Below are 16,366 nucleotides of genomic sequence, written 5' to 3' on the forward strand. Positions count from 1 at the left end.
CACCCGAGCTTTCCAAAGTATTCGTCTCATTTTCGAAGTGCCCCGATCAGTTCGAAGCGTCCAGCGGACGCATATACCTGTTTGCATCATGATCAAGTTGTAAGAGGGAGATTCGTGTGGATGGCAGTCCCGACCGAGGAATCGTTTCCGCAGCTCGTCCGGACGACGAACTCACCTTCCCTCTTTCTGCCGCGCAACTTTCCCTGCTTGTCGCACAACAGCTTCGACCCGAGATTCCCGTCAGCATCGCTCAGTACGTGGACGTGGACGGCCCACTCGACATCGAGCTGCTGACCGCTGCCAGCAAACAGACCGGCCGTGAGATCGGCTCCGGATATCTGCGCCTGGTCGAGGTGGACGGGGTTGCGCGTCAGTGGCTCGATCTCGACATGGACGACTCCCTCGACGTGGTCGATCTTCGCGCCGAATCGGATCCGGAATCTGCAGCGCAGGAATGGATGCGCAGAGAGCACACTGCTGCCATCGATCCGTTCACCGATCGCCTGGTCAGGCTGGCAGTCCTGGTGCTTCGCGACGACCATTACTACTGGTACAGCCGTATTCATCATGTGGCGCTCGACGGTTTCGGCGCGATGTCGATGATGAACCGCACAGCCGAGATCTACACCGCTGTGGTGCGCGATCTGCCAGTTCCCCCAGCGGTAACTGCCCCCCTCCAATCGTTGGTGAAGGCAGAGGCCGACTATCTGGGCTCCACGCGGTGGGAGCGCGATCGCGACTACTGGAACACCAAGATGGCCGACAAACCGGGCGGAACCTCGCTCGCGTCCTCGACTGCTCCGTCGCAGGCATGGTCTCGCCTACGGTCGGCGACGGTACCTACGGAACTGCGGAGCTCCCTCGAACGGCTGGCCGCCGCCCACGATGTGACGACGTCGTCAGTGGTGATCGGTGCTCTGGCGGCTTACCTCGCCCGGGCCACCGGGACCCGCGACGTGGTCCTCAGCCTGCCGGTCTCGGGGCGGACGACAAAAGCTGCTCGCAGGTCCGGCGGAATGATGTCGAACGTCGTCCCGATACGTGCGAGCGTCGATCCGCATTTCGCGGTCGGGGACTTGCTGCACGAGGTGAAGATCGAACTCACCGGCGCACTGCGTCATCAGAAATACCGCCACGAGGACCTACGACGCGACCTCAACGCCGGTGATCACAGCATCGCCGACGGACGAGGCTTCCACGGGCCGTTGATCAACCTCATGCTGTTCCATTCCGGAATCACTCTCGGGGACGCGCACGGCGAACTGAACGTGATCTCGACCGGGCCGATCGAAGACCTCTCCGTCAACGTCTATCAGACTTCCGCAGCCGAAGAGATCCAGATCGACTTCGCCGCGAATCCAGACCTGTACACCAACGAGGACATCTCGCGTCACCACCGGCGTTTCCTCGAGTTCCTCGACTTGTTCTGCGCTGCGGAATCGGGAACTCGATTGATGGATATCGACCCCGACGCCGCGGGTAAATGGATCGCCGAAGTTCAACACGCCCGCAACGTCGAGTACTGGTCTGCGACCTTGTCGAACCCCGCCGAGGAACTGGGTTTGCCGGTCGTCGCCGGATCCGGTCGAACGTCCACGCCCCTCGAGATCGAGGCAGGCCTCTGCCGGAGCCTCGAGACGATGGCGACGACGATGAACACGAGTCTGTTCGTGCTGTTCCAGTCTGCGATGGCCGGACTGCTGCGCCGCGTCGGTTCGGCCGACGAGGTGTCGATCGGCGTCTCGGTCCGAGGGTACGGCGCCTCCAATCCGGACGATTTCGTCTCGATGTTCGCCAACCAGTTGGTGCTTCGCTCGACGGTGTCGAACACCATGACGCTCACCGACCTGGTCGGTGCGGTGGACACCGTCGCAATCGAAGCTCTCGAACACGCAGACATTCTTCTGTCTTCGGTGACCGCCGCACTCGGTGACGGCCGCTGGGTCGAGACGGGCCCGTTGTTCCGGGCGATGGTCTGTTTCGAGGAGCCGCTGGATGCTCACCCGAGATTTCCGGGGCTCATGGTCGGTGCGCCTATCGGATCGGATCTGGCCACCGTGCCGGAACTGTTTGTCTCCCTGGCGATTCCGACTGGTGAGCATGCCGATTTCGATCAGCCGATCTCCGGTGTTCTGGATTGGCTCGGCACGAAGAAGCAAGCCGAGGACCTCGCCGACCGTTATCTACGAATCTTGACCGCGATGGTCGGTACTCCGCACTCGGCGCTCGGCTCAGTGGATCTACTGCGCCCGGAGGCGCGCCAGGCGCTGGTGCCGCCCGTTCTGCCGATTACCCCGGTCCGAACGCTCTCCGAGATCCTTTCCGACCGCATTCGGGCGACCCCGGAAGCGATCGCCGTTGTCGCGGGCAGCGAGCGCGTGTCGTACCGCGAACTCGATCGACGATCGAATCAGTTGGCGCGCAAGCTCGTCGATCATGGCGTGCAATCCGAGTCGTTGGTCGGAATCATGCTGCCGAAATCCGTGGACATGATCGTTGCCGCTGTCGCGGTAGTGAAGGCCGGCGGCGGATACCTCCCACTCGATCGTGCACACCCCGCCGAGCGTTTGGCATACGTGGTCGAGGATGCGCAACCGGTGTGCGTCATCTCCGATTCCACTTTCCCGAACTCCGCCTTCCCGAACTCTGACGTGGTGGTCGTCGGCGTCGAATCCGACGAATACTCCGGTGAGAGTCTGGAAACCGATGAGCGCCCGCGCGGACACGGAGCCGACAATCTGGCGTACGTGATCTACACCTCGGGGTCGACGGGCCGACCCAAAGGTGTCTCCGTCACCCACGCCACTGTGGTGCGATTGTTCGAGAACACGCACGTCGAATTCGGATTCGACGGCAACGACGTGTGGACGATGTTCCACTCGTTCGCCTTCGACTTCTCGGTCTGGGAACTGTGGGGCGCGCTGCTCCACGGCGGAACGCTGGTCCTGGTCGATCACGAGGTATCACGCGACCCTGACGCCTTCCGGGCGCTGGTCGCCGCAGAAGGCGTCACCGTGCTCAATCAGACGCCCTCGGCCTTCTACCAGTACATCGAAGCCGACCTTCGGGCCGATTCGGAGACCCGGCTCCGGTACGTGATCTTCGGTGGCGAAGCCTTGGACCTGCGTCGACTCGGGCGCTGGTACGACAATCACCCGGGGTACGAAAGTCACACGGAATCCGCGCCTGCACTCGTCAACATGTACGGCATCACCGAGACGACGGTGCACGTCACCCATCTCGAACTCGACCGGGCGAGCGCGAGTGCGCTGACCGGCAGCCGGATCGGTGACGCGATCGACGGACTTCGTGTGTACCTGCTCGACGAGCATCTCTCCCCGGTCCCGGTGGGGATCGCGGGGGAGATCTATGTCGCGGGCGGTCAACTCGCCCGTGGCTATCTGGGCCGTCCAGACCTCACCGCGGGCCGGTTCGTCGCCGATCCGTTCAATGCCGGCGGACGACGGTTGTACCGGTCCGGCGACCGCGCACGATGGATTGCGCCCGGACAACTCGAGTACCTCGGACGCGGCGACGCGCAGGTCAAGATCCGCGGATTCCGGATCGAACTCGGCGAAATCGACTCCGTCATCCTCAGCGCGCCGGGAATCGACGATGCCGTGACCGTCGTGGCTCCGACGCCGGCGGGCGGCGCTCTCGTGACCTATGTGACCGCTTCCGACGTCGTGGACGCCGAAGCCCTCCGAGCTCACGCCGCCGAAGCCCTCCCGACCTACATGGTTCCCGATGCCTTCATGGTCCTCGATTCGATTCCGTTGACCACCAACGGAAAACTGGACCGGCGTGCGCTGCCTTCGCCTATCCTGGCCTCCACCAAGGTCTTCCGACCCCCGACGACCCCGACCGAGGGCAAGGTTGCGGCGGTTCTGGCTGACATCCTGAGTAGTGGACCGCTCGGACTCGACGATAATTTCTTCCATCTGGGCGGAAACTCGCTGGTAGCGACGACGGCGGTAGCGCGCTTGACCGAAGCCACCGGGGTTAAAATGCCGCTGCGTGCACTCTTCGACCATCCCACGGTGTCTGGGATCGCGGCGACGATCGAGCGTGCGGCACAGACCCCGGACGCCGACGGTATTCAGGTCGTGGCCCGGCCGGCTGTACTGCCTCTCGCTCCCGCGCAGCAGCGACTGTGGTTCCTGAACCGCGTGGCACCGGAATCAGGTGCGTACAACATTCCACTGGCGGTGTCGTTGCGCGGCGCCGTCGATCCCGACGCACTCAGTGCCGCGATCGTGGACGTCGTGACACGTCACGAGTCACTACGCACCGTGTTTCCTCAGGTCGGTGACAACGCGACGCAGAAGGTTCTGGGCCTGGGCGAGGGGATCGCAGGGCTCGAGTCGATCGACGTGGAACGCGGAAGCCTCGAGAGAGTGATCTTCGAATTCTCTTCGGCCGGTTTCGATCTGGTCCGCGAACGTCCGGTGCGCTACCTGCTGATCACTGTCGCCGCCGAGAAGGAAGGCGATGAGGAGGAAGCTGTCCTCGTAGTGGTTCTGCATCACATGGTGGCCGACGGTTGGTCACTCGCCCCGTTGGCTGCTGATCTCACCGGCGCTTACGCCGCTCGCGTCGGCGGCAACAGCCCGCAGTGGGCACCGCTTCCAGTGCAGTACGCCGACTACACGCTCTGGCACCGAGAACACCTCGGGGACACGGCATCCACCGAATCGCTTGCCCACTCACAGATCACGTTCTGGAAGCGGCAGCTGGCAGGAGCACCCGAGCAACTCCACCTGCCGACGGACCGTCCGCGCGCACTCGACCCGACCATGCGCGGAGCCGGAGTCGACATCAGAATCGGCGCTTCCACGCATCAGAAGCTCGTTGTACTTGCCGCCGATCACGACGCCACGCCGTTCATCGCCCTGCACGCGTGCTTCGCCCTGCTTCTGGCCAGGTACAGCGGCACGGACGACATCGTCATCGGAACACCGGTGGCCGGGCGAGGGGACAGATCTCTCGATCTGCTCGTCGGCATGTTCGTCAACACTCTTGCCCTGCGGACCGTCGTCGATCGGGACGTAACGTTTGCCGCACACCTGTCACAGGTCAGGGCCGTCGACGTGGATGCCTTCGACAATGCGGACGTGCCTTTCGACGTCGTCGTGGACGCGCTCGAACTGGACCGCTCGCCTGCGCACCACCCGGTCTTTCAAGCGGCCATCACCTCGCGGATAGCCACCACCCACACTGCCGAACTGGCCGGGGTGTCGATGACGGCGCGGGCAGTCGAGACGGGGCTGACCAAGTTCGACCTCGAGCTCACCGTCACCGAACGTCACGAGTCCGGGACCGCAGCTGGAATCGATGCCACGTTCACCTATTCCACCGACCTGTTCGACAACGCGACCGTCGAATCCTTGGCGCGAAACTTCGTGACCCTCGTGGAATCGGCAGTGTCGGAACCGACTGCACCGGTTGGTGATCTTCGTGTACTCGGATCCCGGGAGAGTGCCACGATATTGCCGCGGCGCGGCGTGGCTTCGGTGGGCGAATCGACGCTGGCGCAGATCCTCGGGGATACCGCGAGGACGTATCCCGACGCGATCGCCCTCGAAGACTCCGAGCGCTCACTCTCGTACGGGGAGCTGGAGCGTCGATCGAATCGGATCGCTCGATACCTCATGGACCTGGGAGTCGGCCCCGAGACACCGGTCGCACTGGCCGTCGCCCGATCGGTCGACTCCGTGCTCGCAGTCTGGTCGGTCACCAAAGCCGGTGGCGTTTTCGTCCCGGTCGATCCCCGTTATCCCGCAGATCGAGTTGCGCACATGCTCGAGGATTCGGGTGTGCGGATCGGAATTCGGTCCGCCGAGGTTGCGGCTGGTCCGGCAGTCGGTGGGAACGTCGCAGTCTGGATCGACCTCGGCGACGCGGACACGGTTGCAGAATGTGCCGCCTACTCCGACGCTGCCATCGACGACGCTGACAGAACAGCGTCGATCACTGCGGCGTCGGCTGCGTACGTCATCTACACGTCCGGCTCGACCGGAGTGCCGAAGGGCACCGTCGTCACTCACGCGGGTTTGGCCAATCTTGCTCGCGAACAACAGGATCGGTACCGGATCACCGCCGGGTCGCGAACTCTGCATTTTGCGTCACCGAGCTTCGACGGCGCCGTACTCGAGCTACTGCTCGCCGGTTCGACCGGCGCGACGATGGTGATCGCCCCTCCCGACATCTACGGAGGGGAGGCGTTGAGCGAGTTCCTCCGAAGCCGCGAGGTCACTCATGCCTTCATCACTCCGGCTGCGCTGGCGACCGTCGATCCGGCGGGCGTGACGTCACTGGAATGCGTAGTCGTCGGCGGCGACGTGTGCACGCCGGAATTGGTCTCGAGCTGGGGCAACGGGCGCAGACTGCACAACGGATACGGTCCGACCGAAACCACTGTCATGGTTGCCATCAGTGACCCACTCTCACCGGGGGAGCCGATCACCATCGGCGGTCCCATCCGCGGAATCGACGCCGTGGTGCTCGACTCTCGGCTGCAACCGGTCCCGATCGGCGGCGTCGGCGAGCTGTACATCGGTGGGCCGGGCCTTGCACGTGGTTACCACCTTCGTCCCGCGCTGACGTCGGATCGGTTTGTCGCGCATCCGTACTCGACGCCCGGTGCCCGGATGTACCGAACCGGTGACCTGGTCCGCTGGACCAAGGACCTGACCCTTCGCTACGTGGGCCGCAGCGATCATCAGCTCAAGATCCGCGGGTTCCGCATCGAACTCGGCGAGATCGACGCTGCTCTGATGGATTCCCCTCTCGTCCAGTTCGCCACGACGATTCCCGTCGAATCCGCCGCGGGTACCACTCTGGCGTCGTACGTGTTGCTGAGCGGCGACGCTGATATCGAGTCGCTGTTCGTGGGACTCGCCGACACGCTACCGCGGTACATGATTCCGTCGTCGATCACCCCGATCGACGCCATTCCGTTGACTCCGGTCGGCAAACTCGATCGCAGAGCGTTGCCGACGCCGATACCGCGCGAAATCCTCGGAACGGGCCGTGAACCCGAGGCCGGACTCGAACGAACCGTTGCCGACGTGTTCGCTTCACTGCTCGACGTGCCCGAGGTCCGGGCCGGAGACAGCTTCTTCGATCTCGGGGGCAACTCGCTCGTCGCGACGCAGGTGTCCGCGCGGTTGAGCGCAGCGACGGGACTCACGGTGGACGTTCGCTCGATCTTCGAATCACCGACCGTCGAAGCTCTCGCTGCGCGTCTGGCGGCGAGCGCCGAAGAGTCAGACGATCGACCTGCCCTGAGCGCCGGTGCTCGCCCTGACCGCCTACCGCTCTCCGCAGCGCAACAGCGCCTGTGGTTCGTCAATCGCTTCGATCCGCAGTCCTCGGTCTACAACATTCCGTTCGCGATCCGCATCACCGGCGACCTCCACGGCGATGCACTCGAGGAGGCGCTTGCGGACGTCATCGCACGCCACGAGGTACTTCGAACGATCTACGTCGACAGCGCGGACGGGCCGAGCCAGGTCATCCGAGCGCTTTCCGACATGCAGTTCTCCGTCGAGCGCTACTGCGGCTCCGAAGGTATCGACGCGGCGACGAGGGAGTTTGCGGCGCGGGGGTTCGATCTTGGTTCGGATCTGCCGATTCGGGCACTGCTCGTGCGCGTGGACGCCGACGCTCACGTACTGGTCGTCGTCATCCACCACATTGCCTTCGACGGCTGGTCGCTGACTCCTTTTGCCGCAGATTTCATCGCGGCGTACTCGGCGCGCTCTGTCGGAGATGCACCGGTTTTCACGCCGCTCGACGTGCAGTACGCCGATTACGCGCTGTGGCAGCAAGACTCGCTCGGACAGATCAACGATCCGGAGTCTCTGGTTGCCCGCGAGCTGACGTTCTGGACAGCTGCCATGGCTGGCGCCCCGGACGAGGTACTGCTACCGGTGGATCGCCCACGCGGATCTGTCACCACGACCGCCGTCGGATCGGTGCCGATCGTCATCGACGCGGCGACGGCGGAGCGACTCGGCGCCCTGGCGCGGCGCAGTGGCATGACGCAATTCATGGTCGTACACGCGATCTTGGCGGTTGTTCTCGCCCGTCTCGGTGCAACCGACGACGTGGTGATCGGGACTCCGGTAGCGGGCCGCGGGCGACCCGAACTGGATTCCCTGATCGGGATGTTCGTCAATTCGGTACCGCTTCGCACACCGGTCGATCACCGAGCGCCCTTCACCTCTTTGCTCGAGGTCGTCCGTGAACGCGACCTTGCCGCCTTCGCGCACCCCGAGCTGCCCTTCGAGGTGCTGGTCGACGCCCTCGACCTCGACCGGTCCACCACGCGCCACCCACTGTTTCAGGTCATGCTGTCGTTCCACCAGAATATGGTCTCGCCGCAGGTCACGGTCCACGACGCGCATCTCGAGGCGCAGCCACTCGAACCGTCCGTCGCGAAATTCGACCTCGAGTTCACCCTGCTGGCCGGCGATTCCGAGAACACGGAGATCACCGGGTCGCTCAGGTTTGCCGAGGCGCTCTTCGACATTTCCACCGCAGAATCGATCGCCGCTCGTGTGGAGTCGGTGGCCCGCGCCGTCGCCGCCGAACCGGACACGGCGATCGACGACATCGAATTCCTCAGCACCCTCGAGCGGGCGTCGCTGATGCCGGTTCGAGGTCCGGCGTGGACGGCCTCGCGTACCTTGGCCGAAATTTTGACGCGGACCGCCAACCTTTCAGGCGATTCGGTGGCCCTTCGATCCGGTGACACCACCGTGCTCTACCGAGATCTCTTCGCCCGTGCATCGGCGCTTGCCCGCCGTCTGACCACGGAAGGGATCGGTGCCGAAGACATTGTGGCGATCGCGATTCCGCGCTCGATCGACTCGATCGTCGCCTTGTGGGGCGTTTCCTTGACTGGCGCCGCGTTTGTTCCGGTCGATCCGCGATACCCCGCCGATCGCATTCTGCACATGCTCACCGACTCCGGAGCCACGCGCGGAGTGACCACAGAAGCGGTGATCGAATCACTGCCCCGCCCGGTTCCGTGGATGACGATGGACGACATCTACGGCGACGGTGTCGGGCAGCCGGTTCCGGCCGCGCCGATCCGAATCGACAACCTCGCCTACATCATCTACACCTCCGGATCGACGGGAAAGCCCAAGGGCGTCAGCGTCACTCATCGTGGCCTGAGCGCATTGGCGGCCGAGCAGACGGCGCGTTACGGCATCTCGGCGCAGTCGCGGACGCTGCACTTCTCCTCACCGAGCTTCGACGCGTCCATCCTCGAACTGCTGCTCGCAGTCGGTGAAGGCGCGACGATGGTGATCGCCTCTCCCGACGTCTACGGCGGCCAGGACCTAGCCGAATTGGTCACCGATCACCAGGTGACCCACGCGTTCATCACACCGGCAGCGCTGGCCTCGGTCGATCCCACCGGGCTGGACGTCCTGCAGTCGATCGTTGTCGGCGGCGAGGCATGCCCACCCGAACTGGTCCGCAAGTGGGCACCGGGTCGCCGATTGTTCAACGGCTACGGGCCGACGGAAACCACCGTCATGGTCTGCATCAGTGATGCCTTGAGCGTGGGGGAGACCGTGACCATCGGCGGGCCCGTCCGCGGCGTGTCCGCGGTAATTCTCGACGGCTCGGCTCAGCCGGTACCCGTCGGGGTCACCGGTGAGCTCTACATCGCCGGCCTGGGACTTGCCCGCGGCTACCTCGACCAACCCGCCTTGACGGCGACGCGATTCGTGGCAGCGCCGTTCGGCCCGGCCGGCACCCGCATGTACCGGACCGGTGACTTGGTTCGGTGGACGCCGCTCGAGACGATCGAATACGTTGGACGCTCCGATCACCAGGTGAAAGTGCGCGGATTCCGCATCGAACTGGGCGAGATCGACTCCGTCCTCAGCACTTACCCCGGCGTCGAGTTCGCGGTCACCGTGGGCGTCGACGCAGCTTCCGGTGAGACGATGTTGGCGTCGTACGTAGTGCTCGGCGCCGATGCGGTCGAGATGGACGAGTTGCTGAGCCATACGCGCCGCTCACTGCCCGCCTTCATGGTGCCGTCGGCGATCACCCCGATCGATCACGTACCGCTGACCCCCGTCGGGAAGCTCGACCGATCGGCGCTGCCGGCGCCGACACTGCGTTCGTCCGAGCGAAGTGTCGAGCCGCTGACGACCGCGACCGAACTCCAGGTTGCCGGCGTCGTGGCGGAACTGCTGGGTATCGAACAGATCAGTGCGTCGGACAGTTTCTTCGAACTCGGTGGCAACTCACTGCTCGCCACCAGACTGGCCCAGCGACTCGGCGAGTCGTTGGGCAGGCAGGTGCCTGTCCGAATGCTGTTCGAGCACCCCGAAATTTGGGAACTTGCCACCGCGCTCGACACATCCGCCGGGGCGAAGGCGCTTCCACGGATCACCGCCGTAGACCGCCCCGAGCGAATTCCGCTGTCCTACGCGCAAGCACGCATCTGGTTCCTCAACCAGATGGATCCCGGCTCACCCGCGTACAACGTCCCTGCTGCGATCTCCCTCGACGGTGCACTCGACGTGCCGGCCCTCGAAGCTGCGGTCCTCGACGTGATCGAAAGGCACGAAATCCTGCGCACGGTGTTCCCCGACTCCGGCACCGGTCCACACCAGGTGATCCAGGATGCATTCACCTCGCTCGAGTACGGAAATGCGGACACCCGTGAACCGGCAGAGCTCGCCAGAGAATTCGCGTCGCGTGGATTCGACATCACGACCCAAGCTCCCGTTCGCGCGCTCCTGCTCGAATCGACGCCGCAGCACCACACACTTGTCATCGTGATCCACCACATCGCGGCGGACGGATGGTCGATCGCGCCGTTGATGAAGGACGTGCTCACCGCCTACGTCGCGAGAAGTTCGGGACACGCTCCCGAGTTCACCGCGCTCGAGGTGCATTACGCGGACTTCGCGATCTGGCAGCGGGAAGCGCTGGGCGCGGTGAACGAATCCGCGAGCGTGCTCGGGGCACAGGCGTCGTATTGGCGGGAGACGTTGCGGGGCGCACCTGAATTGATCGACCTTCCGAGCGATCGAGCGCGTCCGCTCACCCAGTCGTTGAGCGGTGCCCACACCGCGGTCTCGCTTCCGGCGCACACCCGGATCGCGGTCGAGGCGGTTGCCGGAGCCAATGCGGCGACGCCGTTCATGGTGCTGCACGCTGCCTATGCCGTCCTGCTGTCCAGGCTGAGTCGAAGCACCGACATCGTGATCGGATCTCCGGTCGCCGGGCGAGGACACCGAGTTCTCGACGACCTCGTGGGAATGTTCGTGGGCACGGTGGGACTGCGCACGACGGTCGACCCCGGGTCGACGTTCGTCGACGTTCTGCGTACTGTCCGCTCCGTCGATCTCGACGCCTTCGCCCACGCGGACATTCCGTTCGAGCAGGTCGTGGACGTGGTGGCGCCGACCCGGAGTACCGACCGTCATCCGGTGTTCCAGACGATGATCTCGTTCCACGGCGCCCACCCGACGACGTGGGACCTGCCTGGACTTGCCGTTCGTGCCCACGAGATCACACCGGACATCGCCAAGTACGACCTGCAGTTCACCGTTGTCGAACAGACCGCGGAGGAAGGCGGCGGCTACGAGGCCTCCCTCACCTACGCGAAGGATCTCTTCGACACCGATACGGCGGAGTCGTTTGCAGTGATGCTGGAAACGATCGTCGAGACACTGACTGCCCAGCCCTCGGCCGTCGTCGGTGACGTGGATCTTGCGGGACGTGGCCTGCGTGCGTTGCCCGGACGTCCGGCCGGCGATGCTTTGACCCTGCCGGAGTTGCTGCTTCGCGGCGCTGCCGATCCGCACGCCCCGGCAATCGTCGACGTCGCCACATCCGTCACGCTCACGTACGGCGAACTCGACCGACGCTCCGACGCTATGGCGTTTGCGTTGATCGCTCGCGGAATAGCGCCGGAAATGATGGTGGCACTGGCGCTTCCGAGGTCGGCCGACTATGTGATCGCGCTCTGGGCCGTAGCGAAAGCCGGCGGAGTGTTTCTTCCCGTGGATCCGGCGTACCCCGCCGAGCGGATCGAGCACATGCTCACCGACAGTGGAGCGGTACTCGGTATCACCAGGGGCGAGTATGCGGCCGACCTTCCTGGCGTCACATCGTGGATCGAGTTGGATGCGATCGAATTCACCACCGAAATCGAGGCAGTCCATTCCGAGACACTGCCGGACGCGCCACTCGAGTTCGACAACCCGGCCTACTTGATCTACACCTCGGGCTCGACAGGAAAACCCAAGGGCGTGTTGGTCACTCACGCGGGACTGGCAGCGTTTGCCGACGAACAGCGGGAGCGTTTCGGCGTCACCGCGCACTCTCGCGCTCTGAGCTTCGCCTCGACGAGCTTCGACGCGTCGGTTCTCGAGCTCCTTCTGGCTTTCGGCGCCGGCGCAACGATGGTGATAGCGCCGCCGACAGTTCTCGGCGGTGTCGAATTGCACGAACTGCTCGACGAGCAGACGATCACCCATGCTTTCGTGACTCCAGCCGCCTTGGCGACTGTCGATCCCGCCGGGCTCGACCATCTCGAAGCCGTCGTCGTCGGCGGCGACGCCTGTTCCGCCGACCTCGTATCTCGGTGGGCACCGGGGCGCCGAATGTTCAACGCGTACGGCCCGACCGAGGCCACCGTCGCAGTCACCATCAGTGATTCGCTGGTCGCGGGGGAGCCTGTGACGATCGGCGGCCCGATCCGCGGCGTGGACGCGATGATTCTCGATTCCCGACTGCACTCGGTTCCCGGCCAGGTCGTCGGTGAGCTCTACGTCAGCGGCGACGGTCTCGCCCGCGGGTACCTCGGCAACCCCGCACTCACAGCCGCGCGCTTCGTCGCCGACCCGCATGGACCCGAAGGCGCTCGGATGTACCGCACCGGGGATCTTGTGCGCGAAGATCGCTCAGGGGCACTGATCTACCTCGGACGCGCAGACCACCAGGTCAAGATCCGAGGGTTCCGAATCGAACTCGGAGAAATCGACGCGGTGCTGGCAGCGGAAGCGTCCGTGCATTCGGCTGTCAGCGTCGTCGTCGGGGAGGGCGTCGACGCTCGGATCGTCGCGTACGTCGTCCCGGCACATGCGGACTTCGACGCCGCCGCGCTGCGCCGTCACGCAGGTATATCGCTGCCTGCGCACATGATCCCGTCCGCTGTTGTCGTGATCGGCGCAGTCCCGACCACACCGGCGGGCAAGCTCGATCGCAGCGCTCTGCCTGCTCCCAACTGGGAGTCGCCGAGTGGACGCAGTCCGGAAGGCAGCGACGAGATCGCGATCTGCGCTGCTTTCGCAGAGGTACTCGATCTGGCCGACGTAGACACGTACGCCGATTCGAGTTTCTTCGAACTCGGCGGCAACTCACTCATGGCAACGCGTTTGGTCGCTGCCATCAAAGAACGCACCAGCATGACCGTCCCCGTCGCGTGGATATTCTCCGACCCGACTCCGGAGGCATTGGCGCGCAGACTCTTCGAACTCGAGGCAACAGTTGTGACAAGTGACGCGGATACCTCCGCACTTGCGGTAGTCCTGCCACTACGTCCGGAAGGCCGCGCCGAGCCACTGTTCTGCATCCATCCGGCCATCGGATTGGCCTGGTGCTACGGAGCGCTCGATCGCTACGTCGACTCCAGCCGGCCGCTCTACGGCCTGCAGTCGCCGGTCCTGACGGACTCCGAATTTCGGGCGGAGCTGATCGAGGACTTCGCGGCGCGGTACGTCGAGGAAATTCGCGGAGTTCAGCCGCACGGTCCGTATCACCTGCTGGGGTGGTCGATCGGCGGATTGATCGCTCACGCGGCGGCGGTGCAGTTGCAAGCCGCGGGTGAGAGCGTCGCCGACCTGATTCTGCTCGACAGCTTCGTTCTCGAAGACCCGACGATGGCAGGCGCGCAGCCTTCTCTCGCCGAACTGATCGGCGGGTTGGGGATCTCGGTCCCGGACACCGGCGAGCGTGATCTGACACCCGAGGACGCCGAAGCACTCTTGCGTGAAACCATCGGCGATCACCCCTTGGTCTCGCGCGATCGGATCGAGCGACTGTTCGAGGAATACTCCGCCGGCGCCGAACTGGCTCACCGATACCGCCCGGGCAAGTTCGTGGGCGATCTGCTGTTCTTCTCGGCACACGCCGACACCTTCGACCCGCTGCGAACCGCGTCGGCGTGGCGACCGTTCGTCTCCGGGGTGATCATCGACCGTCCGGTGCCCACGTCACACGCCGAAATGTTCACCGAGGCAGGTCTGGAGGCGATCGGACCCGTGATCAACCTTGCGGTCGGAACGGGTCGTCACGCGGCCCCGGACGTCGACGCAGAGTTGGACGCTCTGATCGAGATCCAAGACGTGCGCGGCTGACTCAGGCTCGTTTCTTCCTCGGTGTAGTCGACTTCGACGAGCCGGCCTTGGAGGCGTTCGACTTCGCTTCGTCCACACTGCGCTGCAGTGCGGCAACCAGGTCGACCACCTCCGCATCGGTGCCCTCCTGGTCGACCTCGGCGGCGGGGATGACCTTCTTGCCGCCGTTCTCGATCATCTCGTCGAGCAACTGCCGCAGTTGGAGCTGGTAGTCGTCGGTGAACTCGGTCGGATCGAAATCGCCCGCCATGCTCTCGACCAGCGTCTGCGCCATCTTCAGTTCCTTCGCCTTCGGCTTCTCCACGTCGTCGAGGGAAGGGAACTCTGCTGCACGAACTTCGTCGGGCCACAGCAAGGTCTGGATCACCAGAACACCATCGCGAGCGCGCATCGCGGCCAGGCGCGTCTTCTGTCGCAGCGTGAAATGCACCAGTGCCGTTCGATCACTCTCGGTGAGCACAGTCGAAAGCAGGACGTACGCCTTCGGCGACGCCGAATCGGGCTCGAGGAAGTAACTCTTCTCGAACAAGATCGGATCGATCTGATCGTTCGGCACGAATTCCAGCACCGGAATCTCGTGCTTCTCCGCAGCCGGGAGTTTGTTGAAGTCCTCGTCGCTCAAGATGACGCGCGATCCGTCTTCCGAGTCGTACGCCTTGTCGATGTCCGCGAACTGAACCGTGTTTCCGCACTCGGAACACACACGGTTGTACTTGATGCGGCCACCGTCTTTTGCATGGACCTGGTGAAATCGGATGTCGTGGTCCTCGGTCGCCGAGTACACCTTGACCGGGACGTTGACCAGACCGAAGGCTATCGAGCCTTTCCAAATCGAGCGCATGCCTCCCATGATGGTCGCCGCCGGCCGTTTGCGCGAGGCAAACGATCACGGTTGATCCCGAACCGTTGCGTGTGGATGGGTCGGTTCGGGGCGTATCGAGCGGGTATCCGCTTCGAGAACCCGACTCGCACACCTGGGGAGACGCTCCGATGAGAATCCGAACCTACCGTCGACGCGTCACCGCGGCGCTGGCGATTTCACTGGTTCCACTGCTGTTTGCGCCTTTGCCCGCGAACGCAGATCCGGCACGCAACGTAACCATCAGCGTCCACTCCGATGCGATGGGCCGCGACATTCCACTCGAGGTGATCCTCCCCGCCGACACGAGCGCCCCACGGCCCACGTTGTATCTGCTCAACGGCGCCGGTGGTGGCGAGGACAGTGCAACGTGGGAAGGACGGACCGATGTCCTGGACTTCTTCGCCGACAAGAACGTCAACGTCGTGACGCCGCTGGAAGGAGCGTTCAGCTACTACACCGACTGGCAGAAAGACGATCCCGTACTCGGGCGCAACAAGTGGCAGACGTTCCTCACTCGCGAACTGCCGCCCGTCATCGATGCGCAGTTCGGTACCAACGGGGTCAACTCCATCGCGGCGATTTCGATGACGGCGACGTCGGTACTCAATCTCGCGATCTCGGCACCAGGGCTTTATCGGAGTGTCGGGGCCTACAGCGGGTGCGCGGAGACTTCCACCCAGCCGGGTCAGGACTATGTGCGGTTGGTGGTCGGCGCGCGGGGTGGCGCTGATCCGACAAACATGTGGGGACCGTTCGACGGTCCGGGGTGGCGCGAGAACGATCCGGTCGTGAACGCGGAGAAGTTGCGGGGGACCGCACTGTACGTCTCCACCGGATCCGGGCTGCCCGGTCCGCACGACAACCTTCAGGCACCAGATGTGAACGGAAATCCCGGTGCGCTCCTGAATCAGATCGTCGTCGGAGGCATCATCGAATCCGCGGTAAACGGGTGCACACATGGCTTGGCGGACCGACTCAATGCCCTGGGCATCCCCGCGACCTTCGACTTCAAGCCGACCGGAACCCACTCGTGGGGTTACTGGCAGGACGACCTTCACAATTCGTGGCCGATGATCGCCGGCTCGATGGGAGCGCAGTAGTC

Annotated in this window: 3 protein-coding genes; 2 read left to right on the forward strand and 1 reads right to left on the reverse strand. The window is 64.3% G+C overall.

Annotated elements, in window-relative coordinates:
- Nucleotides 1-116: 116 nt before the first annotated feature.
- On the forward strand, nt 117-14,402 hold the full coding sequence (locus A0W34_RS14695; protein WP_081557860.1) for a non-ribosomal peptide synthetase: 14,286 nt from the start codon (nt 117-119) through the stop codon (nt 14,400-14,402).
- A gap of 1 nt (nt 14,403) precedes the next feature.
- On the opposite strand, the gene ku is transcribed toward A0W34_RS14695, so the two are convergent.
- The gene (gene ku, locus A0W34_RS14700; protein ID WP_172932851.1) at nt 14,404-15,243 is read right to left on the reverse strand and encodes a non-homologous end joining protein Ku; all 840 of its coding nucleotides are present in this window, start codon (nt 15,241-15,243) and stop codon (nt 14,404-14,406) included.
- Nucleotides 15,244-15,392: 149 nt separating this feature from the next.
- Here ku and A0W34_RS14705 point away from each other — a divergent pair, with 149 nt between their 5' ends.
- Nucleotides 15,393-16,364: an alpha/beta hydrolase gene (locus tag A0W34_RS14705; RefSeq protein WP_081557861.1), complete on the forward strand. Its 972-nt coding sequence runs from the start codon at nt 15,393-15,395 to the stop codon at nt 16,362-16,364.
- The last annotated feature ends 2 nt before the right edge of the window (nt 16,365-16,366 follow it).

The organism is Rhodococcus sp. BH4 (assembly GCF_002079265.1).
Classification (GTDB): Bacteria; Actinomycetota; Actinomycetes; order Mycobacteriales; family Mycobacteriaceae; genus Rhodococcus_F; species Rhodococcus_F qingshengii.